The sequence below is a fragment of the Flavobacterium tistrianum genome (assembly GCF_003254545.1).
Classification (GTDB): domain Bacteria; phylum Bacteroidota; class Bacteroidia; order Flavobacteriales; family Flavobacteriaceae; genus Flavobacterium; species Flavobacterium tistrianum.
Genome location: NZ_QJRH01000073.1, coordinates 437,151 through 461,018 on the forward strand (window position 1 = coordinate 437,151; position 23,868 = coordinate 461,018).

Sequence of the window (23,868 nt, forward strand, 5' to 3'; positions counted from 1 at the left end):
AAATTTAACTATATGAACTGGATTATCTTAATCATCGCAGGTCTATTTGAAGTAGCCTTCGCATCATGTCTCGGAAAAGCAAAAGCAACAACAGGAACAGAAATGTACTATTGGTATATTGGTTTCTTTATATCTTTAACAGTAAGTATGCTTTTATTAATGAAAGCTACAGAAACGCTTCCGTTAGGAACTGCTTACGCGGTATGGACAGGAATTGGCGCTGTAGGAACTGTTTTAGTTGGAATCTTTATTTTTAAAGAACCAGCAGCTTTCTGGAGACTGTTTTTCTTAGCCACTTTGGTTGGTTCTATTGTTGGTTTAAAAGCGGTTTCTCACTAAAAATATATTGACGATTACATTCAACTTTGTCAAAGTTCAGAACTTTGACAAAGTTTTTTTTTACATCGAAAAATGCGTCATCGTGCTAAACATAGCCCGTGGTTTCAACCACGGGAACGCAATCATAATTACCATACGTATCACCGTGGTTGAAACCACGGGCTATGTTTTTCATACAATGATTTTAAAATCTTGATGGAGCCTTCTTGCGAAGATTTGCTTCACCAGTTCGGTATCGCTCGTGTCTCATTCCTCGGAATGCCAAACTGTTGGCCGAACTTTGTCAAAGTTTGAAACTTTGACAAAGTTTTCGACTTCACACAGTAATGCGTTTCCGGCATCACATGATAAAAAAATAGCATTTTTAATCATTATTCTCTCTTTTATCTTTGTCAAAAATTAAAGCCTAAAATAAAAAATGACATTCAGCCATTCCATTAAATCATTTGACGAATTAACCAATCACGAATTATACAATATGCTTCGTTTGAGATGTGACGTTTTTGTAGTCGAACAAAACTGCCCTTATCTCGATTTAGACAATAAAGACCAAAAAGGTTTTCATTTGTTGTATTATGTCGATAACGAATTGGCAGGTGTGACGCGTTTGCTTCCAAAAGGAGTTTCGTATGATGAAGTTTCAATAGGAAGAGTCGTAATTGAGAAATCGCATCGCGGATTAGGTTTAGGAGTAAAACTAATGGAAGCTTCAATCGCGGGTTGTGAAGAAAAATTTGGAAAAAATCCAATTAGAATCAGTGCGCAATATCATTTATCAAAATTCTACCAATCATTAGGATTTGTAGAACAAGGAGAAGTTTATGATGAAGACGGAATTCCGCATATCGGAATGCTGAGGGCTTAACGGTTTACGGGATAATCAATTTTAAAACATTGGCCAACACAGGATTATGATCTTCAGTTCTCCAATTGACATACAAATCGGTTTCCAGCGGTAATTTGATAAATCGGATTCCAGGAATTTCATGAAAAACGTACGAATCGGGCAAAATGGCAATTCCGAGTCCTTTTCGAACCAAAGCGATTATAGAAGAACCAAATTCAGAATGAAGATAAACTTCTGGAGCATTTTCTAAAGAATTGAACAACCTTTGTATAAGCTCGCTATAACTGCTCCCTTCGTCGTTGGTTGGCAAAATAAACTTCTGAGAAGCAAGCGTTTCTTTGGTTAGATCTTCTGGCGTTCGATACGGATGATTTTCGGGAACTACAATGGCCAAGTGATCGGTATAGATTTTTTGAGATTGAATATCTTTTGCATTATTGATATCTCTCGTAATTGTCAAATCGATTTTATAATTACGAAGGAAATCCTGCTGATTCTCATAGATAACTTGAACCAGTTTGATTTTAAGTTTAGGATAAGCATCAGAAATACGTGATAAAATTTCGGGCATTAGAGAAGCCGAAATAGAATCGGGATGAGAAATGGTAATTGTACCGCTCTCCCCTAACTGAATCTGGCGGGCAGATTGATGAATAAATTCGAGTTTACTCAATTCTACCTCCCATTTTTCTTTTAAGAATTGGCCAGCGGCAGTCAGTTTAACATTGCGTTTGTTACGCTCAAACAATTGAACACCAAGCTGATTCTCTAAAGACTGAATCTGACGGCTAAGTGCAGATTGTGTAATATTCATTTTTCCGGCGGTGTTCCAGAAATGAAGTTCGCGGGCCAAAGCCAAAAAATATTTTATCTGCTGTAAATCCATTGATGCAATTTACGCATTTATAAAGAATAAAAAATAGATTTTTACGCATTAAAGAAATAAAAAAATGGACACTTTAAAAATAACCAAAGCCACGATAGATGATGTTTTAAAACTTCAAACCATTGGCAGACAAACTTTTTCTGAAACTTTTGCTGATGTAAATAGCGAAGAAAACATGAAAAAATACCTAGAAGAAAGCTTCGCAACAGAAAAACTGACTGCCGAATTGAACAATCCTTCATCGTATTTCTATTTAGCTGTTTTAGACGAAAAAGTTGTTGGTTACTTGAAATTAAATACAGCCGATGCACAAACCGAAAAAGAAGATTTAAATGCCTTAGAAATAGAACGCATTTATGTTGCAAAAGAATTTCACGGAAAAAAAGTCGCACAGGCCTTATACGCTCAGGCAGAAAAAATTGCTGAAGAAATAAAAGCTACGTACATGTGGTTGGGTGTTTGGGAAAAGAATTTCAGGGCAGTAAGTTTCTATACTAAAAATGGTTTCGTACAATTTGACACGCATATTTTTAGATTGGGCGATGACGAACAAACTGATTTAATGATGAAAAAAGTATTGATTTAAAAATGGAAAGAAGACAGCTTTTATTGTTTTTACTAATTCTCGGCACCGCATTCTGGGGAATATCTTACTCGATTACCAAAATGGCAATTGGCGAATATTCATTAAACGTATTCTTATGTTATCGTTTCCTGCTGGCTGTTGTGGTATTGAGTATTATTTTTTGGAAATATGTTAAAGACATCAATCGAGAAGCTATTAAAACAGGCTTTTTGCTTGCTGTGCCAATGTTTTTAGGTATTCAACTGCAAACTGTTGGTCTCAAATATACAGATGCTTCTCAATGCTCTTTTATTGCTGGATTAACCGTTATTATTATTCCGTTATTAAAACTGGCAATTTATAAAACCAATGCTTCACTAAAAATCTGGATTGCCGCTTTGACGGCTTTAACTGGGTTATTTATTATTGCCATTCAGGATAAATTTACCATAAACTTTGGGGATTTATTTACTATTGCTGGAGCCTTTGCTTTTGCGGTTTATTTAATTGCTGTCGAAAAACATTCAGCTACCAAAAACCTCTTATATTCTATTGTGCCAATGTTTGCGTTTTGTGCACTTTTTACTTTTTTAATAGCGTCAACAGACAGTTCATCAGAATGGTTTCCACAAAATAATACGTTCTGGATGGGCGTAATTTATTGCGCCTTATTTTCTACAGCTTTTATGTACACGGTTTCAAACATTTCACAACGTTATTTATCGGCAGAACGTGTAGCAGTTATTTATTTGTTTGAGCCTGTTTTCGGCGCAATTGGAGCTTTCTTTATTTTGGGAGAAAATCTTTCTTGGCGTTTGCTTTTGGGCGGAACTTTAATTTTTTCTGCCACTATTATTTCTGAAGTGAACTTTAAAAGTGGAAGATTAAAAATGCTTATTCGAAAAAACTAATACTTTATGAAGAACTCTGTTGCTTCGAAAACTTTGTCAAAGTTTGAAACTTTGACAAAGTTCTGTCAATGTCTGTCATTCTGAGGAACGAGAACACGAGCGATAGCGAACTGGCGAAGCAATCACACTAGAAATTCCGTAAAGTGAATTTCCTAATCTTTGTCGAATCCAGCGTGTGATTCCTCGTTCCTCAGAATGACAAGATTACGGTGATTCCTATACGCATAAAAACAAAAAAATATCAATAGAATATCAATCCTCAATCAAACTAATTTCGAAAACCGTTTTTCCATTTTCGCTTTTATGCGAAATATAACCGCCGTGTGCTTCAATAATGTTCTTAGATAAAGTAAGTCCAATACCAGCGCCTTCAGGTCGAGTCGTGAAAAACGGAAGGAATATTTTGTCCTCAATTTCTTTTTCAATTCCTTTTCCGGAATCTGAGACTTTAATAAAAATGCGATTATTTTTGGCTTCCGCTGAAATCGAAATTTGTTTCAAATTACTGTTTTCTAAAGCGTTAATAGAATTCGTCAACAAATTAATCAACACCTGCTCTAACTGCTGAGAATCTACATTAATCAAATAGTTTTTAGTAACGCCATTAATCACTTCGATATTATTTTTCCTAAACAACGGATTCATAACTTCGATACAGTTTTCGACCAAATACAGCAATTCTGCTTTTTCTTTTTTGGGAGAAGGAAGCATTGCCAATTTTCGATATCCCTCAACAAATTTCTGCAAATGATCGCTTCGTCTCAACATCGTTTGTACGCTGTTTTTGATGTCTTCTAAATCTTCTGTAGAAAGCGTATCTTGTTCTACCAAATCTTCCAGATTCTGGCAGATTGAACGAATTGGCGTTATAGAATTTAGCAATTCATGTGAAATCACTTTCATCAGATTAATCCAGGCATCTTTTTCTTTCTTTTCTACTACATTCTGAATGGAATCTAGTAGAACAATAAAGTAATCCTGCCCAAAAATTTCGGTTCGCGAAGCCTGCAAAACAAACGTCTGTTTGCTTTGTTCGTTTATGCTCAGCTCTATCGAAGTTTTAATTTCATGAAAATCATCTTCTTCGATAATTTCACACAAAGACGGCAACTGATTCTTAAGATATTTCCATTTTGAAACTTTCGGAACATTAAAATGGCTCGAAAAATAATCGTTCATTAAAAAAATACTCCAATCACTTTCTTGTTTCTGCAAAATAATAACGCCAGATTCTATATTATTTAAAATCGAACGGTAAATAATATCTCTTGTAACTTGCTCATTTTGTTTGTTTTTTAAAGTTTCATACAAAGTGAAAAGCTCGTTATATGTACTATTGAATTTATGCTTAGAAAAATCAGAGCTAAAATCATCCTGTAATATGGAAGAAATGGTTTTATTATAAATCAAAACCATATTTCTAACATAAAAATACATTTCCCTTCCTAGCAGAAAAACCATGCAGAGACCAAAAACTCCCGTAAAAAGCAAACCAATTCTAAAGAAATACAGGGACAATTCGATTCCGATCACGATAAAAGTTAATCGAAGAAAAAGGAGTTTATAAGTTTGTAAAGTCCTTAACATAACCTAGTCAATATTGATATTAAATTTCTCCAAACGTCGGTAGAGCGCGCCTCTTGACAAACCCAATTCTTCGGCAGTTTTACTGATATTATTATTGTTTTTAAGAAGTGCTTTTTCAACAGCAGCTTTTTCAACGGAAGAAAGCTGAATATCATCTGAATTTTCTTCGTAAGGCGTTACGGTTTCCAAATCCAAATCAGAAACTGTGATGGTATTATTTTCGCAAAGAATTACAGCGCGTTCAATCTTATTTTCCATTTCGCGGATATTTCCGTTCCAAGCGTGTTTTTCAATCTGTTCTAAGACTTTTTTATCAAAAGTGATTTCGTCACGACTATATTTTTCAATCATTTTATCCAAAAGATATTCGGCAAGAGGAATCTTATCTTCGTGTCTTTCTCTCAGCGGAGGTAAAACAATCTCCATCGTATTAATGCGATAATACAAGTCTTCACGGAAGTTTTTATCGGCAACTTCTAGTTTTAAGTTCAAGTTTGTTGCAGTAATAATTCTAACATTCAAAGATCTTGCTTTTGTTTCGCCCAATCTTGTTACGGTTTTCGTCTGAATAACCTGTAAAAGTTTTGATTGCAGATGAAGCGGTACATTTCCTATTTCGTCTAAGAAAATAGTTCCGTTTTGTGCCATTTCAAAACGTCCGGCTGTATCCGTTTTTGCATCGGTAAAAGCGCCTTTGGCATAACCAAACAATTCACTTTCGAAAATATTAGAATTTAAAGACCCCAAATCAACTGCAATAAACGGCTGATTTTTTCTTTCGGATTGTGTATGAATATGATGTGCGAGAACAAATTTCCCTGTTCCGTTTTCGCCCAAAATCAGAACATTTGCATCGGTTTTTGCGACCTTATCTGCTAGCGAATAAGCCTTTTTTATAATTTCAGAACTACCAACAAAAAAGTCTTCTTTTATCTCAACATCTTTACTTTTCTTCTGTTCTTTTCGGGCTTTATCTACAGCTTGTTTTACCGATTCTAAAAGCTTTTTATTTTCCCAAGGTTTCAGAATATAATCAAAAGCACCCGATTTTAAGCCTTCAACAGCTGTTTCTACTTTTCCGAAAGCGGTCATTAGAATTACTACCGTTTTTGGCGAAAGCGTTTTTATTTCTTTCAATAAATACAAACCTTCTCTCCCATCTTCAAATCCTAATCTATAATTCATGTCTAACAGTACAACATCAATGGCATTTTTTGCCAATAATTCGACAATGTTTTTAGGATTATTGAGTGTATAAATGTTTTCAAAATACTTTTTCAGGTAAACTTTTGATGCAAAAAGAATGTCTTCCTGATCGTCGATGATTAAAATAGATGCGTTGGTCTTTTTCATTATTGTTCAGTTTTGGACGAAAGGTGTCCACTTATGGACAGTTTAAATTTATTCGGAAAAATAATCCCTTAAAAACAAGGCGTTTACAAGGTTTAATTTACTGGCACGAAAATCACATTAGAACTTGTAAATCATTAATAATTAACCTCTTTCGGAACTACAAATAACAAAATAAATAGCGATAAATTAAAAAAATTTTATCTTAATTTTCAGACTTGTTTCTGTCATTTCCTAAGGGTATAAAAATTTAAAAAGAAAATCAATCAAAATCAAAACAGTCAAATTATGATTACCATTACAAAACTTTCGAAAGTATTTAGAACTGAGGAATTAGAAACTAAAGCATTAAGTGAAATTTCGTTAACCATCAATCAAGGCGATTTTGTTTCTATTATGGGGCCGTCTGGAAGCGGAAAATCGACTTTATTGAACATTATCGGACTTCTGGATAGCGCTTCAAGCGGAAGCTACCAACTTCTTGATCAGGAAATGGTGGGTTTGAAGGAAAAACAAAAATCGCAAGCCAGAAAAGAAAACATCGGATTCATCTTCCAGAACTTCAACTTAATTGATGAATTATCAGTTTTCGATAATATCGAATTGCCTTTAATTTACGCTAACGTTCCTTCAGCAGAAAGAAAATCAAGAGTAAACGAGATGGCAAAAATCTTGGGAATTGCACACCGATTGAAGCATTTTCCTCAGCAGCTTTCTGGCGGACAGCAACAGCGTGTGGCAGTAGCAAGAGCTTTAATCAATAATCCGAAAATTATTTTGGCAGATGAGCCAACAGGAAACCTAGACAGCCGAAACGGAAATGAAGTAATGGAATTACTAACCGATCTTCATGCCAGCGGATCTACAATTTTGATGGTAACACACTCCGATTACGACGCTTCATTCTCGCAGAAAACCATTTTCATGAAAGATGGTGTAATTCTTTCTGAAAAAGTAAATCATAGAAATGTTGATGTTTTAGTAAATTCTAAATATTAAGATCATGTTGAAGAATTGGACAAACATATTTGTTTATCATATAAAGAATAACAAATTATTTACGGTACTAAACATTTTAGGCTTAAGTATTGGAATTGCAGGTTTAATCTTTGCGATTCTATACTGGAACGACGAACATTCTTACGATCAGTGGAATCCTGAAAAGGATAAGATTTATAATGTAATGAACGATTTTGGTGGTGGAAATATCTGGACAACAAACTCTCCGGTTCCAGGTCGAATGCTAAAAGAAACTACTTCGTATTTAGATCAATACTGCTATTATAGACCTTATTATACAAAAGAGACGATTCAGTATAACGGAAAAATAGAATTAGTTGACAAAATCTTTTCTGCCGAAAGAAGTTTCTTTTCTTTTTTCCCTTTTGAATTTATTCAAGGCAGCGCCAAAACGGCTCTTCATGATCGCAACAGTATGGCAATTTCTGAAGCAGCAGCCACTAAGATTTTCAGGAATGAAAACCCAATGGGTAAACAGGTGAAATACGCCGATCGCATTTTTGTTGTTCGAGGTGTTTATAAAATGCCTGAAAAAGCATCAGTAATGCCCGCAGTTATTACTCCGGTAGTTGAAGAAGAATTAGAAAGAGATAAAGACAATTGGGGTTTTAATTATGGTTTAATGCTTAAGTTGAAAAAACAAAGCGATACAACTGCGGTTATTCAAAACTTAGACAAAATTTTTCTAGAAGACAACTACAAAAAACAGGCAAAAGCTGAAGGTTTATCAATTGAGCAGTTTATTAAACAATACGGAGACCCTATAAAATCAAGGCTTCTTCCGTTTACAAAGGCAAGACTTTATCAAGGAAATTCTGCTTTTCCAGAACTAAACGCCAATTTGCAGTTTCTAAAAATAGTAATGGGTTTATCGATCTTAATTTTAATACTTTCAATTGTAAACTATATCAATATGGCAACGGCAAATGCCGTAAAACGAGCTAAAGAAGTTGGTGTACGTAAAATTATTGGTGCATCGAAAAATCAAATTATTGCGCAATTTGTTTTTGAAACTATGCTGATAACTTTATTTTCTGTATTGTTAGCAATGGTAATTGTGGAACTTTCGCTACCATTTTACAATTCGTTTTTAGGAAAAAATCTAACACTTATCGGAACTCAGTTTTACTTGCAGCTTGTCTTGATTTTCATTTTTGTTATTATAGTTTCGGGAGTTTTTCCAGCCGTATATATTTCAAATTTTGAAACGCTTAAAGTATTGAAAGGAAACTTCTCGAGAAGCAAAAGCGGTGTTTGGCTTAGAAACGGAATGCTTGTTTTACAGTTTTCTATTGCTACGCTTTTCATTATCGGGTCGTTTATTGTTTACAAGCAAGTAAACTTTATGGCAGATAAAGATTTAGGTTTTAATGGTGCTCAGATTATGGATATTTCATTTAAACCTCAAAAAGGGAAAAATCAGTATGAAAGGTATAAAATCATTAAACAGGAACTGTTAAAAATCAAAGGCGTTGAAACGGTTTCTGCTGGAATATTTTCTATTGGCAGCAATGATAATTCATGGCAGGGTCTTCACTACAAATCAAACAAAGAAGTAATTACTCAACAAATGCCAATGGATTTTGGACAGCTGAATCTTTTAGGCATCAAAATAATCAAAGGAAGAGATCTAGACCCTAAATTGGCAACAGACAGCATTTCGAGCGCTTTATTGAACGAAGTTGCCGCAAAAACACTTCAGGAAAAAGATCCTGTAAATAAGGAAGTTGTATTTGGCGGACAGAAATTTAAAGTGGTAGGTATTGTCAAAAACTTTCATTATGTAGGATTAGAATACCGTATTGCTCCAATGATCTTTTTTCATATTAAAAGCTTTGACTGGGTGATCAATAATATGCGAAATATTACGGTCAAAATATCACCTGAACAAATGCCTGAAACAATTGCGGCTATAGACAAATTCTGGAAAACTAAAGTTGATCAGGAATATCCTTTTGAGTATGGTTTTGTAGATAAAAACTTTGCGAGAACTTATAAAAAATATCAAGATCAGAGAAACTTGTTTGCTTTACTGAATGTTGTGGTAATATTAATTGCCGTTTTCGGATTATTTGCTTTGGCTTCTTTTTCTATGGAAAGAAGATTACGAGAAATCGCCATCAGAAAAACGCTTGGAGCCGAAACCAATATTTTGCTAAAAGAACTATCTAAACAATATGTTCTTTTCTGCTTAATTGGTTTCCTAATCGGAATTATTCCGGCTTATTTATTAATGCAGAAATGGTTAGAAAACTTTGCTTCTCGAATCGATATTCCGCTCCTGCCTTTTCTAATTGCTTTTGTTTCGCTGTTATTTTTAACATTGACAATTGTTTTAGCAAAAGCATATCAGGTTACTAAAGTAGATGTTTTAAAATATTTAAAATACGAGTAATTAGTTTGAGTTTTTGTAAAAAGCTGTGCAAGTCTGAGCCCTTGCGCAGCTTTTTTATTTCTCTACTTCTCGTTGCGTTTTTTTACCGCAAAGTTCGCAAAGGCCTTTTTTAGCTAAACTTAGTTTTAAGGTCGCAAAAGCTTTTCTTTATGTTTTAAAAATGCAATCTCGCAAAGTCTCTAAGATGCAAAGCTTTTGGTTCATACAGATTAAAAAAATGCTGATAATTTTAAATTTTGAAAATAATCTACAAGTACAAGTTCTGGAATCGTTTTGAAAACAGATTTAGATTTTGTTTTAACTAATGAGTTATTTCTTGGTAAATCCTTTTCTTGTCATTTCGCCCCAGCCTTTGGTACCCATTATTTTTTCTTTATAGCCAACCAAAGCAGCATAAACTGTGAGCGGATGAAAGTAAAATGGTTCAATAAAAGCCGCCATCAGTAATTTTAAAAAATCGGCTTGTTTTGGGTATTTGTGATAGGTTTTCTCTTCGCTGTACAATGCGATCACCGAAAACAACACTGCAAATGTATACACAAAAAGCAGCAGTAAAAAGAAAAAATGCCAGTTTAGCAGACCAAATAGTATAAATACAGCAGTTATGAGCAAACCAATGAATTCTATTGCTGGCGCTAGAAACTCAAATAAGGTCCAATACGGCACACTCAACATTCCTAGCAATTTATATTTCGGATTTAAAAACATTCTGCGGTGAATGCTTAACGTTTCTATTGTGCCTCTCATCCAGCGGGAACGCTGTTTTTTGAATATTTTGAAATCTTCAGGTGCTTCTGTCCAGCAAAGCGGATCTGGAATATAACTTACCGAATAAGGCAGTTTATTATCCAGCATATATCGGCGCATTCTCACAATCAGTTCCATATCCTCACCAACCGTTTTGGTGCTGTAACCGCCAGAAAGTATAGCTATTTCTTTGTCAAAAGCTCCAAAGGCACCGCTTATCAGCAGTAATCCGTCGAGTTTTCCCCACGCCATTCTTCCTAAAAGAAAAGCTCTTAAATATTCTAAAACTTGAATTCTCGACAGCATTACATCAGGAACATTCACTTCAACCAAGCGTCCGTTTTTAATAACACATTGGTTGGCAATTCGAACCACTCCTCCAGTTGCAATAATACGTTTTCCGTACGATTCTAAAAATGGTTTTGCAAGTTTTAAAAGTGAATCTTTATCTAAGATACAGTCAACATCTATACAAACTACATACGGATTTTGGGCAATATTAAGTCCGACGTTTAAGGCATCTGCTTTACCTCCATTTTCTTTATCGACAACTATCAGTTTTTTGAAAGCTGCATTTCTAGAAGTATAAATTCCTCTAATTTTTTTGGTTTCAATTTTCGGATGAAATTCCAAATTGGTTAAAACCAAATCGTAGGTTTTGGTTAAGATTTCCATCGAATGGTCTTTGCTTCCATCGTTTACCACAATTACCTGATAATTGTTGTAATTCAGCGAAAGCAATGATTTCACATTTTCTTCGATCGTAAGACCTTCATTATAAGCGGGTGCAATTAGTGACAGTTGTGGTGCAAACTCGCTGGTTAAGAGCACATCATAATCAACAAAACTATTTCGCTTAAGATATCTTCTAAGCTCTTTTGTGGAAATATATGCCAGCATTAAATAAGAAGACATGATTAGTATGGCGTAACCAAGAATCAGGAGTATGTATATATCCAAAAACCACGTTATTTCAGTATTAAAAAAAGTCATTTTCTTATAATATTATACTGTTAAGGTCTGTAAAAGACTCTGTGCTTTGTATTTAATTACAGTGTTTGAAGTATTGTCTGCCAAATGAACAACATAAGGAAGCTTCTGTGTTAGTTTAAGCTCTTTTATTAGTTTTAAACCAAGCGCAATTACTGTTGTATTTTGCGATTCTAATAAATGTTCAATTCCTTCTCTATCGCCTATATCATGTTTTTTGAAAGCTCCAATGATATTTAACTGCATCCAATCGTCAATAGGATCTGAATGTTCTACTAAATACTTTATGCTTTCGGTTCCTTCAAGTTTAATCGCTGCATTAATTGCTACAATCTTTAATGTTTTTTTTCTCGCTTTAGAATAAACAATAATCTGATCGAATGCTTCTTTTATATTAAACTCTGCCAGTTCGGTGATTCCTTTACACTTTACTTCCCATTTTAGGCTTTTAAGTTTTTTAAATGAATCTTTTATCAACCCAGAATCTTTATAAAATTGTTCTAGTTTTTGAGCATAAATACCTTCATAATTTTTGTGGAGATTTATCAGAGATTCTGTCAAAACTTCTCTAAAAAAAGGCGTATCAAAAAGGACTAGGAAATTTTTGTCTTTTTTTATTTCGGCAAAAGAAATATCCTCAAAAATAACAGCCGACATAACCTTATCTATTATAGAACTGTATTCCTTACTAAAGCGTTCTCGTTTTATTTTACTGTTTCTGCTAGCAACAATAATAAGATACAGAATAAGTGAAGCAGCTACGAACAGATAAATGCAAAAAGTAAGAAAAGGCACTTCCCAGTGGCCATTTTTATATAGTTCCCAGAATTCTGTCATCTTAAAAACGTTTCGTTACAATTAACTGTACATTAAACTTGTTTCTGTATTCACTAGGAATATACTCTTCGTATTCGTAAAGGAAAATCGGACGCACAAAAAATGAATCTCCAAAGCGATGCTGATATTGAAGTCCGACACGGTATGCTTTTAAGGGCTCTGTAAAATTATTGTAGAGATACAGATACGGAACGTTTCCATATTGCAATTCCAGTCTGATAAGACGTTCCTTTTCTTCATTTACGCGCTGGACGCTTAAAACATGAGAAAAAAGTTCGTTCGAAATATCATAATAAGGTCTGTAAGCAAAACTATAAATTCCAGCATTGTAGGCAACTTGTCCTGTTAGTAGCGTAATATCGTCTGTATCAAAATGCATGAATCGTCCTCCAAGAGAGAAATCAAAATGTTTCTGTGGCTTAAAATAATATTCTAAACCAGCTTTGGCTACAGGAAATATAGTTTCTCCCGTTGAAACTCCAGCATTTGCGTACAAATAGCTTTTGTTTGAAAAGGTCTGATAAAAATCGGTTTCAAAAAGCATTTGGGTTTCGCTGCCGATATTACCAATATTTGCCCTTCCTACAATTGCCGATTTGCTGAATTTATGCGAATACTCAACATATCCATAATGAAATGGCTGCTGTCCTGGATTTGAAGTCGAAATATTTAGGTACGAAGCTGAAACTGTATTTTTTGCTTTGCGTCCGATAAGCGTGCGTATTCCACTAAAGGCTTGCGTGCTATTATCGATGTAAGAGGCTTTATCTATCAAATCTAATGCTTCCTGATCGCGGTTTAATTTCTCCAGACAAGTGGCTTTAATCTTTAAAACCTCAACCGATTTTGGATCGATCGCAAGATATTTATCGCAATACGAAATACATTTTTCATAATCTTCTGTCCAGAAATACACATTTATAAGCGCTTGCAAAGCCTCAGGATTCGGATTATTTCTGTCTGCCATTGAAGACAAAATTTTTATAGCAGTTTTATAGTCTTTTTTCCAGCTATAAAGCCTTCCTGCAAAAGTCTGCACGTCTTCATTTTCAGGATATTTTACACGAATAGGTTCTACTAGCGACAATGCTTTATCATAATTTTCTTTTTCAGCCTCGCGTCTTGCATTTGTCAGAGTCTCATCAATATTGATTTCTTGTCCAATTGCAATAGAGGAAATAAAAAGCAGGAAAATAGAATAATATACAAACTTCATCAGATTCGGGTTTTTAGCAATTTATTAATCCTCACTAATAGTACAGCCGGACTTACTGGTTTAGCAATAAATTCATTTGCTCCAATATCAAAAGAGTCAAGCTCAGTCTGCTCAACACCCGAAGAAGTCAATATAATAACAGGAATATCCGATTTCAGGTTTTCTCTAACGTGCTGGGTAATTTCCATTCCGCTAACTCCCGGCATGTTTATATCAGTCAAGATTAAATCATAGTTTTCTTTTTCGATCGCTTCTAGCGCCTCTTTTCCATCAGAAAACTGGTCAACATTAAATCCTTTAGATTCTAGAAAAAAAGATAACGATTTGCGTAGGATATCATTATCTTCGGCTACAATAATTCTCATTTTTTAATTTTTTCTCTTTGGGACAAACCAAAATTATAACATCATAATTATAAAGCTAATGCATATTTTTATTATATCATAGCTCTTTTAAAATTTTAACGACTTCTTCGATTCCGCAGCTGAAAATATTTACTTTATCTAATGTTTCAGCAGTAAATTCGCCAGATGATGCTTCTTCTTCGATAATCGACAGACAATTGCTTAAATCTTGAAGCATAAAAATATCCATGCTAGATTTCATATTATGCGCCAATTTTTTTACGTTGTCATAATCGGTCCTCTTAAATGCTTCTTGTAATTGTGTGGCTTGACTTGGAATTTTTTCAACAAAAAGATTTATCATTTCTTTGCTAAATTCAAGATCTCCACCTGACATTTCATCCAAAAAAGACATATCAATAATTCTCTTATGATGGGTATCAGCATCTGGTGACATTACCGTTTTTATGGCTTTCAAAAGAACTGCTTGTTTAAATGGTTTTGGCACATAGGCATTCATTCCCACTTTATAGCATCGCTCCTGCTCTCCTACTAAAGAATGTGCCGTCATGGCAATAATCGGAATGTTGGAATTCATCTCATTTCGAATATATTCTGTGGTTTGATAGCCGTCTTTAACAGGCATTTGCAAGTCCATTAAGACCAAATCATATTTTTTTTGAGACAATAACTCAATTCCTTCTTCTCCATTTTGTGCGATATCCAAATCAAAACCAAAATTATTAATTACGCTTTTGGCCAGCTTTTGGTTTAAAACATTGTCTTCACAAAGGAGTATTTTAAGATTTCCTAAATCATTTTTAGAAACCGTTTTCACTTCTGCTTCTTCAGAATCTGATTTTTTGTACGAAAGGGTAAAGAAAAACTCTGAACCACGGTTTACGGTACTTTTTACATGAACCTCTCCTTTCTGCAGCTCTACCAATTGTTTTACAATATTAAGGCCAAGTCCAGTGCCTCCAAATGTGCGTGTTGTACTTTCTTCGCCTTGCGTAAAACGTTCAAAAATAGTTTCAAGCTTATCTTTCGGAATTCCGATTCCAGTGTCTTTTATAGAAAATTTAAATGAATAACTGTCTTCTGTTTCCTCTGTTTTCTTTACCGAAACCGTTACTTCTCCTTCATTTGTAAATTTAAGTGCGTTTCCAATAAGGTTCACCAATATCTGATTGAGTCTTCCTTGATCGCCAATTACCATATCTGGCAATTCGGCATCAAGAAAAAGATTAAATTCAACCTCTTTCTGCACTTTAACTTTCAGTAAACTATAAACATGCTTGAGGGTTTTCTTCAAATTAAAAGATTCAGTTTCGATTGTTAAATTTCCAGATTCAATCTTTGAAAGATCCAGAATATCATTCACAATCAAAAGCAAATTTTCGCCTGCAATCTGAACACTTCCAATATAATCACGCTGTGTATCATCGAGTTCTGTCTGCGCAAGCAAATCTGTAAAACCAATAATGGCATTTAATGGCGTTCTGATTTCGTGGCTCATATTGGCCAAAAAACTGTCTCTCGCCAAAACAGCACGTTCGGCAATTTTTCTCTGAGTATATAACTGATTGTTTTTTGTGCCTAACTCAAGCTGAGCTATAACATGTTTTGCTATAATAGAAAGTGCATTACGTTGGTTATCATTCAATTCTTTGACCTCATGATCTATAGCACAAAGAGTTCCAATATTATAACCATCTGGCGTTGTAAGAGGTACGCCAGCATAAAATCTTACATTGAAACCTCCAGTAACATTTGGATCATCTTTAAATCTTTCATTAACATGTGTGTCGTTGATTTCTACAATTTCAGTATCTAAAATAGTGTAATTACAGAAAGTGATTTCACGAGGCACTTCAGAAACTCCTATTCCAATTTCAGACTTAAACCATTGTCTGTCTTCATCAATAAAAGAAATATGGGCAATTGGCACTCCGCAGATATAAGAAACAAGCCTCGTTGCATCGTCAAAAGCATCATCGGGAAGTGTGTCAAGTATATTGTAACGTTTAAGGGCCGCTAAACGCTGCAGTTCGTTTTCTGGAATGGGATAATTCTTGTTCATTTCTTGGCGTGGTAAAGGTATAAAGGTAAAGCAAAATAGTCTAAAAACCCTTATTCGGAAAAGAGTTTATTATAAAATTACACCCAAAAAGACTTAAGTATTACTGTTTGGATTACATATTTTATTCTGCTTCCATTTCTCTGCATTCTGAATAGCAAATTTCACTTATAGTTCCAGAATACTTTTCAATTCAAGCGTTGTGTTTCCTACAGGAAGTGCTTTTGGTGCTTTCACTAATTTTTCAGCTAAAAATGCGGTTGTTATTGGCTTTAGGCTTTTAAAAAGTCCAATTGCATTAAATAATTCTATAACTTTCACTGAAATTTTTTCACCTAAACGATCTGTATTTTCTCGAATTAGAGGTCCGGGTCTGAAAATAATATATTGTGGAAAATGAAGCTCAAGAAGATAATCTTCTAGTTTTCCTTTCATCATAGAATAATATACGTTGCTTTTTGCTGAAGCTCCGTAAGAAGAAACTAAAACTAAAGATTTTACATTGTTTTGTTTTGCTGTGGCTGCAAAGTCGGCAGGAATATCATAATCGATTTTCCATTGTTTTTCTTTTGAGCCAGCATCTTTCAACGTAGTTCCTAAACAAGAAAAAAGAACGTCTCCGTCAATTAAATTCTGAAACGAATCTACATTCGAAAAATCAACAACATGCTCGATCAATTTTGGATGTGATTTTCCTGTTGGGCGTCTCACAAAAATTGAAACTGCTTCATAATCGTTATTTTCCAATAGAAGATTAACCAGCTCTTTTCCTGTTGCTCCTGTGGCTCCAATTACCAATGCTTTCATAATGCTCGAAATTTTGTATTGTAAATATAATGATTGTTACCGATATTTTTCTACCAACACGATTCTACCAACATGATGCTCCTACGGAGCATTAAAAAAGGCTGTCACTTTTGTGACAGCCTCAAATTATTACAATTTTTAAATTTTATCTTTTAATAAATTTCTGCGTGTATTTTGCTTTATCGGTTACAATATTGATAATATAAAAGCCTTTTGCAAAATTGCTTACATCGATTTGATTGTTGTTTAATTGAGTGTTAATCGTTCTTCCATTAACATCATAAATGACAACATCAGTAACTTCATCTTCAGTACTAATATTGAGATAATCTGAAACTGGATTTGGATAAATTGATAATTGCACTTTCGTGAATTCGTCTCTGCCTAAAACCGCTGTGTCAACCAAAATCGATTTTTCTACAATTTTTCCATTAGAATTAAAACTGATTACAATTGTTGCTTTTCCTCCTGCTTTTGGCGTAATAATTAGCTCTTCATTCACATTAATTGCTGCCGAAACAATGTTTTCATCGCTGTTAGATTTTATTGTTTTTACAATTGCCGCAGATAAATTGTCTTCATCTGAAACCACTGTTTTCAGATCAATAATTGTCGGACTTCCTGTTGAAACTTGTGATGGCAGAATTGCATTTACAACTGGCGCTGCATTGTCTGGAAATACCGTCATCGCTGGAAACCAGTAATAATCATTTAGAATTTTAGTATCAATTAATTTTCCAGTATTGTCAAAAGTATGAATCCAGTTTTTTTGGTAATGTGCTCCAAAACCGCTTTCGGTCGTATTTACAATAATCTGATCTGAAACAGGATCAAGTCTCAATGCTGCTCCATAAGGAATTTGTTTAAAAGTTCCCGTTTGCCCCGGAAGCGTAGCAAAACTTTCGTTGAATTTTTTAGTGGCAACATCAAACTTTATAATTTGAACACCCGAAGTAAATGCGTTGACAGAATTCATCCAATACAATGCATTTTCTTTATTGCTATAAGTAAAACTTCCTGCATTCCAAGCGCCCCAAGAACCTAAATATTGAGTGGTTGGAATGGCATATTCAATAGTTGCAAAAGTTAAGGGATCAATATTTATTATTTTCTTATTCTGAATTCCCCAGATGCTTCCGTCTTTAGATTGTGTAACCGAATGAAACGCGCCTGTAATGGTTTTAATTACAGTATTAGTTTTAGGATCAATTACTAAAATTCCACCATTTTGTTTTACTGCAAATACATATTGAGAAGTACGAATCATGTTTCCTATCTGTCCCGCGTACTGACTTCCGCCACCTGTTCCTGTTATAAGAGCTCCTACTTTCATATTGGCAATATCAAAAATAAAAACTCCGTTTGAAGCACCTATATATCCCGTTTTTTCATCAACTCCAACAAAAGAACGTCCGTCTCCTCCTCCTACATTATCAAATTCTGCGAGGGTTTTCATGGTTAAAGCATCGGCAACCACTAGCCTTCCGCCTGGCGTATATTGTGTATCTCCTCCATCTTTGGCTTGTTTAGAAACAAAATAGAACTTATCGCCATAAATGGTTCCGTATTGCGTTGTAGCGCCAAAAGCTTTATTTTGATTTACATCACTGTAAACTCTATAATTAATTTTTCCGTCATTGCTGACAAAATTTACAGATCCGTTTGTATGGCCAAACCATTCTTCGTTTACCATAAAATAGCCTTTTGTGAAATCTATCGCATTCGAATAAGGAGCGACTGGAGTAAATGCTGCAATGGGTTCTTCTGCAAACGAAACATTAAAGTTCCAGACGTCCCAAGAACCGTTTTGTAAAACTCGACTCGATGCGCCTAATCCAGAATAATCAAAACTATTATTCACATCATCTCTCACCCAATATGACCAGTATCCATTAGCTGTCCATCCAGACTGCCAGTGATCTGATGCATCAATTGGCGTATATTCATCAAAATCATAAACAGTTGTATTTACAATTCCGCTTACAGGATAATAAGGATACGTTAGGTTTCCGCTTTTGTACAATCCAATTGTGTTCGCTCCATTCAAATCGAAGCCGAAACCTCCAATTGCAGTTCCAAATTGTGTTCCCTGCAGCAAAAGAGTATAAAAGCGAGGGTCGGCTTTTGCAATTGCCTTCATCATATCTTCTCCACTTGCACTTCCATCCCATTTAAATCCCCAGATTAAGGCGTCTGCATTTTTTCCATCGTTCCATTGCACAGCAAAAGCTGCTTTATTGGCACCAGTACCAACCCAAAACTTGATATCATCAAAAGTAGTTGCATTAGCATTCTTTGCTGTTAATTGTTTTTGTGTTACTGTTTTTATTTTAATGTCATTTCTAGGAACTCCTTGTACTTTTATCTGTGCATGGGTTAGAAATGCAAAAAATAGCATTATTACTATAAAGTAGTTTTTCTTCATAATGTATTGGTTTTAAAATGTTGTGTTAGTTAAGATGTAAATCATAAGCGCCTGAAACTTCCGTAGAAACTTCGCCAAGCCAGCCTGCTTCCTGATTGATTGCGGTATATATTTTTACGAAATCTATTCCTGGAAGCTTCACGTATTTTCCGTTTTTATCTACTGCCCACGAAATATCAATATTTGAAGCTTCGTCATTATTTGGTGCATTATCGGCATAACCAAATTCAAACGATTTGCCGACCCAATAAGAACCTTCACCGCTTTGATCGTAGAAATTATCGGCTACTCGCGTACCTTTCAAAGTATAAAAAGCATCGGCAATCCAAAGCGGATAATAATTTTGTTCATGAAACACATTATGTGATTTATAGCCTGAATTTCCTGCATTATCATGCCATTTTATGTATTCGGTATTTACCTGCCAAAATTCTGTTCCTGCAACTGGAGATTTATTTGGATCTGGTTTGGAATAAGTAATAGAATAGTTCTTTATAGTCGTGTTTTTAAAATATTCGCTTCCGGCAATTTCATACCATTCATCCTCATCTGGTTTTCCGTTTTTATTTCTGTCATAAGCGACCATTATAATTCCGGGTTCGCAAGATCCAGCACGCGCTTCGTTGGCTTCATTTCCCCAAAAGGCATTTCCCAAAACCTTAAAATCTCGTCCGTCCATATTTGGAATAGTGTGATCAAAACCAAAAACCACATAACCGCCAAAACCACCTAGCGAAATCATTGTTGTATTGGAACCAACAATTGCTTTTTTTGCTGCAGAAATCATATTTGCTTCAGTATTTCCTGCAGTATACTGTGGAATTTCATTAGTAAACTGTCCAACAGCAGGACGAAAATCAAATACATTAGAAATATATTTACTATACGTTCCTGTTTCTTTTGTAACATTTATGGATGAGTTGTAAATCTTTGTTTCTCCGTTTATTTCAACTTTCAAAGTGAGCGGATAGCTTTTCTGAAACGGGCTTATAAAATCTAAATCTGCATTTTCTGAGATTATCGAATCTTTAACGCTCCAAGTCAGTTTTGCTGTGCTAGGAAGATTGGTCGCAATATTCAGAACTTTAAAACGATCAATCGTATAAGTTTCCTTCAGCACTTCTGCGGGAAGCAGATTTTCTTCATTATCATTATCCTTATCGCAAGAGGCAAATCCCAAGAAAAGAATTAAAAACAAAGCGATTTTTAAAAGGTCTTTATTCACCATTTTTAATTTTTTAATTTTTTAATTTTTTAATTTTTAGTTATAAAAGCAATATGAGCAGGAATATTCCCTGCAGTAGTTTTCCATTTTAGTTTTCCGTCGGGCGTAAAACAGTATATATATCCCGTTACGACGTAGTTCTGAGCATCTGTAATGTAGATTTCTTTGGTTTCGGGATTGACTTGAAGTCCGTACGGAATCATGATTTTTTTATCGGTTCCATCCGTAATGATCTGATTGGTGATTACTTTTTTAGTTTTAGTATCTAAAATTCCGTAACTCACTTTATTACTGCCTGATAAGTAACTCCAAGAAACGCTGTAGTAATACAGTAAATCATCAACCAGACAAGTTCCGGAAACAGGAATATCGAGCTGCATTTTCTTTTCGTCTGTCTGTGTATCGATCACAAAAAGATTAGATGGCGTGTTGTAGTAATCGCCTCGTGAACTCACGTAAATGTCTCCGCGACTGTCAATTTGCATGCTGTACAAATTAATGCCCACATCTATTTTTTTGATTTCTGTGAAAGTTGCCAGATCAATAACCGAAACGGTTCTATCGTAATTCGGAACTCTGTAACCACCGGAATTCGCGACATACAATTTTCCGTTATGAATAACCATTTGTTCAGGCTGATAGCCAACGGTTACCTTTCTTTTTATTTCTAATGAAGTGGTGTCAATTTCAGCCACAAAACCGATTTCTGCATTCGGATTAATGGCAACTGGTCCCGAATAAGAACTTACATAGGCTTTATCTTTATAAAAAGCTACATAACGGCAATTAGGAATATCGATTTTTTTGATACGTTTTGCGGTCCATTTCTCTAAAACCTCAACTTTGTTGGAGCAATTTATAACTGCATAAACCTTATTTCCATAGATTTTAATATCGTTTCCAACATCTCCCAATTCTTTTACCACGCTCGGATTTCGTTCTGAATATACATCTGTGGTATAATTTCCTGTTCTATAATTGAAAACGTCCAAGCTCGCACGATTCATTCCCATATTACCTTCGTTCAAAAGATAAAATCCTTCAATATTTCCGTCACTTCTTGGCGCGGCAACAGCGGTGTCAGAAGAAAGAAATACGGTTTCGTCTTCGCGGCAGGAAACCAGCAAAACAGATATGCTTAAACCAAATAGTATTTTTAAAAAGCTCTTTTTCATAACTCAAAACTGATTATAAATTTGAATGTTCGCCCTGGCATTGGGTAATTGTAAATAACTTCATATTGCTGATTAAAAGCGTTATTGACTTCAATCGTTCCGTTCAATTTGTAATTTTTGAATGCGAAAGATTTCTGAACCGCTAAATCGTGCGTATACCAAGGCTGCACTTCATTTACTTTGATATTATTGACATTTCCGTTGTAGCGTTTTCCGACATAAATGAAGCTGTAATTGAAATTCCAAGATTCGTAATTGGCGTTTAAAATTCCAGATCCGCTATGCCAAGGCGTATACGGAATCTGATCTCCATAAGAAGACATTTCTAAACCGACAAACTTTGTAAAATCTTGGCTTTGAGAATACGTATAAGTTAAATTAGCATCAAGTTTGAGCTTATGAAAATGAGTTCCCATATTCAGAACCGTTTCGATTCCTTTTCCTTTTACCTGTCCGATATTGGTCATCATCCAGCGGAATAAATTTCCAGTTGGAGCGGCTACAATTTTGTCTTTTGTATTGGTATAATAAGCATCTGCCTGAAAAGAAAATTTATCGAAAAAGCTTTCTCTTACAGGGAAATTATACGTAAAACCAACATCATACTGATTCATATATTCGGGCCTCAAAGTGCTTGAACCAATCATGGTATAATACAAATCATTAAAAGTGGGCATTCTAAAAATACGTTTGGCAAACGCCCTTAAATTGAAATCGTATTTTTTAAATGGCGTATAGCCCAAAAATATAGCAGGAGTAAATTCTGTTTTATTGGGAGCTTTAGCGTTGTATTTTACCTCTTCAATAACGCGAGTTGCGAGTACATTTCCTAAAACTTTAAAGCCTTCATATCGGTACGAAGTAGCAAGAGAAACTAACGCCGTATAACGCTGTGGGAAAGAAAATTGTGTTTGAATTCCTCTTCTAGTCGCATTTAATTTATTGTATTGAAAATCGGTTGAGAGCGAAACATCCCAAGTAGGCAAAATGCTGTACATATTCACAGCCGAGAAATAAGCTTCCTGCTGGTAATAACTATCGTCAGATTGTGCTCCCTCGGTTACGGTTTCGCCTAAAACATTGGTGGTATCTCGCGCAATGTAATGCGTATAATCGTAGGCAAATTTTCCTTTTAGCTGGAATTTATATTTTTCTGAAACGTCTTTCGTTAAAGAAGATTGTCCGAAAAAGTTCTTGTCGAATTGCCTAAAACCGTCTTTAAACTTATTTTCTACAATTGCTCCTGGTGCACCGCGTTCAGAATCATAATAATAAACTTTGGCGTCCCAAGTTCCTTTGTTTATTTTTCCATACAAACCAGATTCAAATCGGAATGCTTCAATATCGCTGTTCCATCTTGTGGCTGTGGTATCATAAGCTACACTTCCATCCTGATTTTTTCGTTTGTATCTAAATTTATATTGTCCGTTCGACTTAATGTATTCAGAACTTACGCTCATGCTGACTTTATCGCTCAGCTTTTGTTCCCATCTAAAAGAAGGATCATGATAATTGATAGACATTGTTTTGTAACGAACCAGCAGATTTGTTTTTTTACTGCCTGTAAAAACAGGACGTTTGGTTCGCAAATAAATTGTTGAAGCTGATGCAAAGTCTTTTGCTGACTGAAAGATTTCGCTTTTCTGCCCATTGTACATGGTAAGCGATTCCATATCGTCAAGCGAATATTTTCCTAAATCGGTTACGCCGTTTTGTGCATTTCCAAGCTGAATTCCGTCATAAAAAACACCAACATGATGTGTTCCCATATTTCGAACATCGACTGTTTTGAGTCCGCCGACTCCGCCGTAATCTTTGATTTGAGTTCCTGCAAAGTACCGAAGCGCATCGGCAACATTATGGCTAGAAAGATTTTCGAGCAGAACACCCGAAAGACTTTGCACAGGAATGACTTCCTGGTAAGGTTTTCCTTTTAAAATAACTTCTTTTAAAACCCGCGAACTATCAGTCACTGCTTGAGAATGAAGCAAAAAAGGAAAAAGTACTAAAAAAGCAGAAAATAAAGTTTTCTTCAAATTACACATCACGATTTAATTAAATAAACTTTGTGTGATGCCGTAATAATATAACAGTAGTAATCCCGCTATCCAATAGCAGGTTA

Annotated in this window: 19 protein-coding genes; 6 read left to right on the top strand and 13 right to left on the bottom strand. The window is 34.9% G+C overall.

The features are described 5' to 3' along the window. The first annotated feature begins 12 nt into the window (after positions 1 to 12). Both DMB71_RS20935 and DMB71_RS20940 read left to right on the top strand, forming a co-directional pair. Positions 13 to 339: a DMT family transporter gene (locus DMB71_RS20935; RefSeq protein WP_091132458.1), complete on the top strand. Its 327-nt coding sequence runs from the start codon at positions 13 to 15 to the stop codon at positions 337 to 339. A 418-nt stretch (positions 340 to 757) separates the two neighbouring features. Then, the gene (locus tag DMB71_RS20940) at positions 758 to 1,204 is read left to right on the top strand and encodes a GNAT family N-acetyltransferase (RefSeq protein WP_111369558.1); all 447 of its coding nucleotides are present in this window, start codon (positions 758 to 760) and stop codon (positions 1,202 to 1,204) included. A 4-nt stretch (positions 1,205 to 1,208) separates the two neighbouring features. On the opposite strand, the gene DMB71_RS20945 is transcribed toward DMB71_RS20940, so the two are convergent. Then, positions 1,209 to 2,072 (bottom strand): LysR family transcriptional regulator, encoded by an 864-nt coding sequence (locus DMB71_RS20945; protein ID WP_111369559.1) that lies wholly within the window; start codon positions 2,070 to 2,072, stop codon positions 1,209 to 1,211. Positions 2,073 to 2,136: 64 nt separating this feature from the next. Here DMB71_RS20945 and DMB71_RS20950 point away from each other — a divergent pair, with 64 nt between their 5' ends. Both DMB71_RS20950 and DMB71_RS20955 read left to right on the top strand, forming a co-directional pair. Beyond that, the gene (locus DMB71_RS20950; protein WP_111369560.1) at positions 2,137 to 2,658 is read left to right on the top strand and encodes a GNAT family N-acetyltransferase; all 522 of its coding nucleotides are present in this window, start codon (positions 2,137 to 2,139) and stop codon (positions 2,656 to 2,658) included. Positions 2,659 to 2,660: 2 nt separating this feature from the next. Next, positions 2,661 to 3,548, top strand: coding sequence for a DMT family transporter (locus DMB71_RS20955; RefSeq protein ID WP_111369561.1), 888 nt, complete (start codon positions 2,661 to 2,663; stop codon positions 3,546 to 3,548). A gap of 252 nt (positions 3,549 to 3,800) precedes the next feature. Here DMB71_RS20955 and DMB71_RS20960 read toward each other — a convergent pair whose 3' ends face one another. Together DMB71_RS20960 and DMB71_RS20965 are read right to left on the bottom strand one after the other, a co-directional pair. Then, positions 3,801 to 5,135 (bottom strand): sensor histidine kinase, encoded by a 1,335-nt coding sequence (locus DMB71_RS20960; RefSeq protein ID WP_111369562.1) that lies wholly within the window; start codon positions 5,133 to 5,135, stop codon positions 3,801 to 3,803. 3 nt (positions 5,136 to 5,138) lie between these two features. Next, the gene (locus tag DMB71_RS20965; protein ID WP_111369563.1) at positions 5,139 to 6,488 is read right to left on the bottom strand and encodes a sigma-54-dependent transcriptional regulator; all 1,350 of its coding nucleotides are present in this window, start codon (positions 6,486 to 6,488) and stop codon (positions 5,139 to 5,141) included. A gap of 285 nt (positions 6,489 to 6,773) precedes the next feature. On the opposite strand from DMB71_RS20965, the gene DMB71_RS20970 reads away from it, so the two are divergent. After that, complete coding sequence (locus tag DMB71_RS20970; protein ID WP_111369564.1) at positions 6,774 to 7,484, top strand: ABC transporter ATP-binding protein; 711 nt, start codon at positions 6,774 to 6,776, stop codon at positions 7,482 to 7,484. A 4-nt stretch (positions 7,485 to 7,488) separates the two neighbouring features. Then, positions 7,489 to 9,900, top strand: a complete 2,412-nt coding sequence (locus tag DMB71_RS20975) for an ABC transporter permease (RefSeq protein WP_111369565.1) — start codon at positions 7,489 to 7,491, stop codon at positions 9,898 to 9,900. A 309-nt stretch (positions 9,901 to 10,209) separates the two neighbouring features. Here DMB71_RS20975 and DMB71_RS20980 read toward each other — a convergent pair whose 3' ends face one another. From DMB71_RS20980 to DMB71_RS21025, 10 genes are all read right to left on the bottom strand, one after another. Next, entirely contained in the window at positions 10,210 to 11,640 is a 1,431-nt protein-coding gene (locus tag DMB71_RS20980; RefSeq protein ID WP_111369566.1) for a glycosyltransferase family 2 protein, read from the bottom strand. A gap of 12 nt (positions 11,641 to 11,652) precedes the next feature. Then, entirely contained in the window at positions 11,653 to 12,474 is an 822-nt protein-coding gene (locus DMB71_RS20985; protein ID WP_111369567.1) for a hypothetical protein, read from the bottom strand. A gap of 1 nt (position 12,475) precedes the next feature. Beyond that, positions 12,476 to 13,690 (bottom strand): YaiO family outer membrane beta-barrel protein, encoded by a 1,215-nt coding sequence (locus DMB71_RS20990; protein WP_111369568.1) that lies wholly within the window; start codon positions 13,688 to 13,690, stop codon positions 12,476 to 12,478. Beyond that, entirely contained in the window at positions 13,690 to 14,055 is a 366-nt protein-coding gene (locus DMB71_RS20995; protein ID WP_111369569.1) for a response regulator transcription factor, read from the bottom strand. The genes DMB71_RS20990 and DMB71_RS20995 overlap by 1 nt, the downstream gene beginning before the upstream one ends. Before the next feature lie 76 nt (positions 14,056 to 14,131). Then, positions 14,132 to 16,117 carry a GAF domain-containing hybrid sensor histidine kinase/response regulator gene (locus DMB71_RS21000; RefSeq protein ID WP_111369570.1) on the bottom strand — a complete coding sequence of 662 codons (1,986 nt, stop codon included), beginning with the start codon at positions 16,115 to 16,117 and terminating at the stop codon, positions 14,132 to 14,134. Between the two features lie 165 nt (positions 16,118 to 16,282). After that, on the bottom strand, positions 16,283 to 16,921 hold the full coding sequence (locus DMB71_RS21005; protein WP_111369571.1) for an NAD(P)H-binding protein: 639 nt from the start codon (positions 16,919 to 16,921) through the stop codon (positions 16,283 to 16,285). A gap of 145 nt (positions 16,922 to 17,066) precedes the next feature. Continuing rightward, entirely contained in the window at positions 17,067 to 19,346 is a 2,280-nt protein-coding gene (locus DMB71_RS21010; protein WP_111369572.1) for a T9SS type A sorting domain-containing protein, read from the bottom strand. 25 nt (positions 19,347 to 19,371) lie between these two features. Beyond that, positions 19,372 to 20,574, bottom strand: a complete 1,203-nt coding sequence (locus DMB71_RS21015; protein WP_204251813.1) for a cell surface protein — start codon at positions 20,572 to 20,574, stop codon at positions 19,372 to 19,374. A gap of 26 nt (positions 20,575 to 20,600) precedes the next feature. Further along, entirely contained in the window at positions 20,601 to 21,746 is a 1,146-nt protein-coding gene (locus DMB71_RS21020; RefSeq protein ID WP_111369573.1) for a DUF5074 domain-containing protein, read from the bottom strand. Beyond that, on the bottom strand, positions 21,743 to 23,791 hold the full coding sequence (locus DMB71_RS21025) for a TonB-dependent receptor (RefSeq protein ID WP_111369574.1): 2,049 nt from the start codon (positions 23,789 to 23,791) through the stop codon (positions 21,743 to 21,745). Before DMB71_RS21025 ends, DMB71_RS21020 begins: the two co-directional genes overlap by 4 nt. Between the last annotated feature and the right edge of the window lie 77 nt (positions 23,792 to 23,868).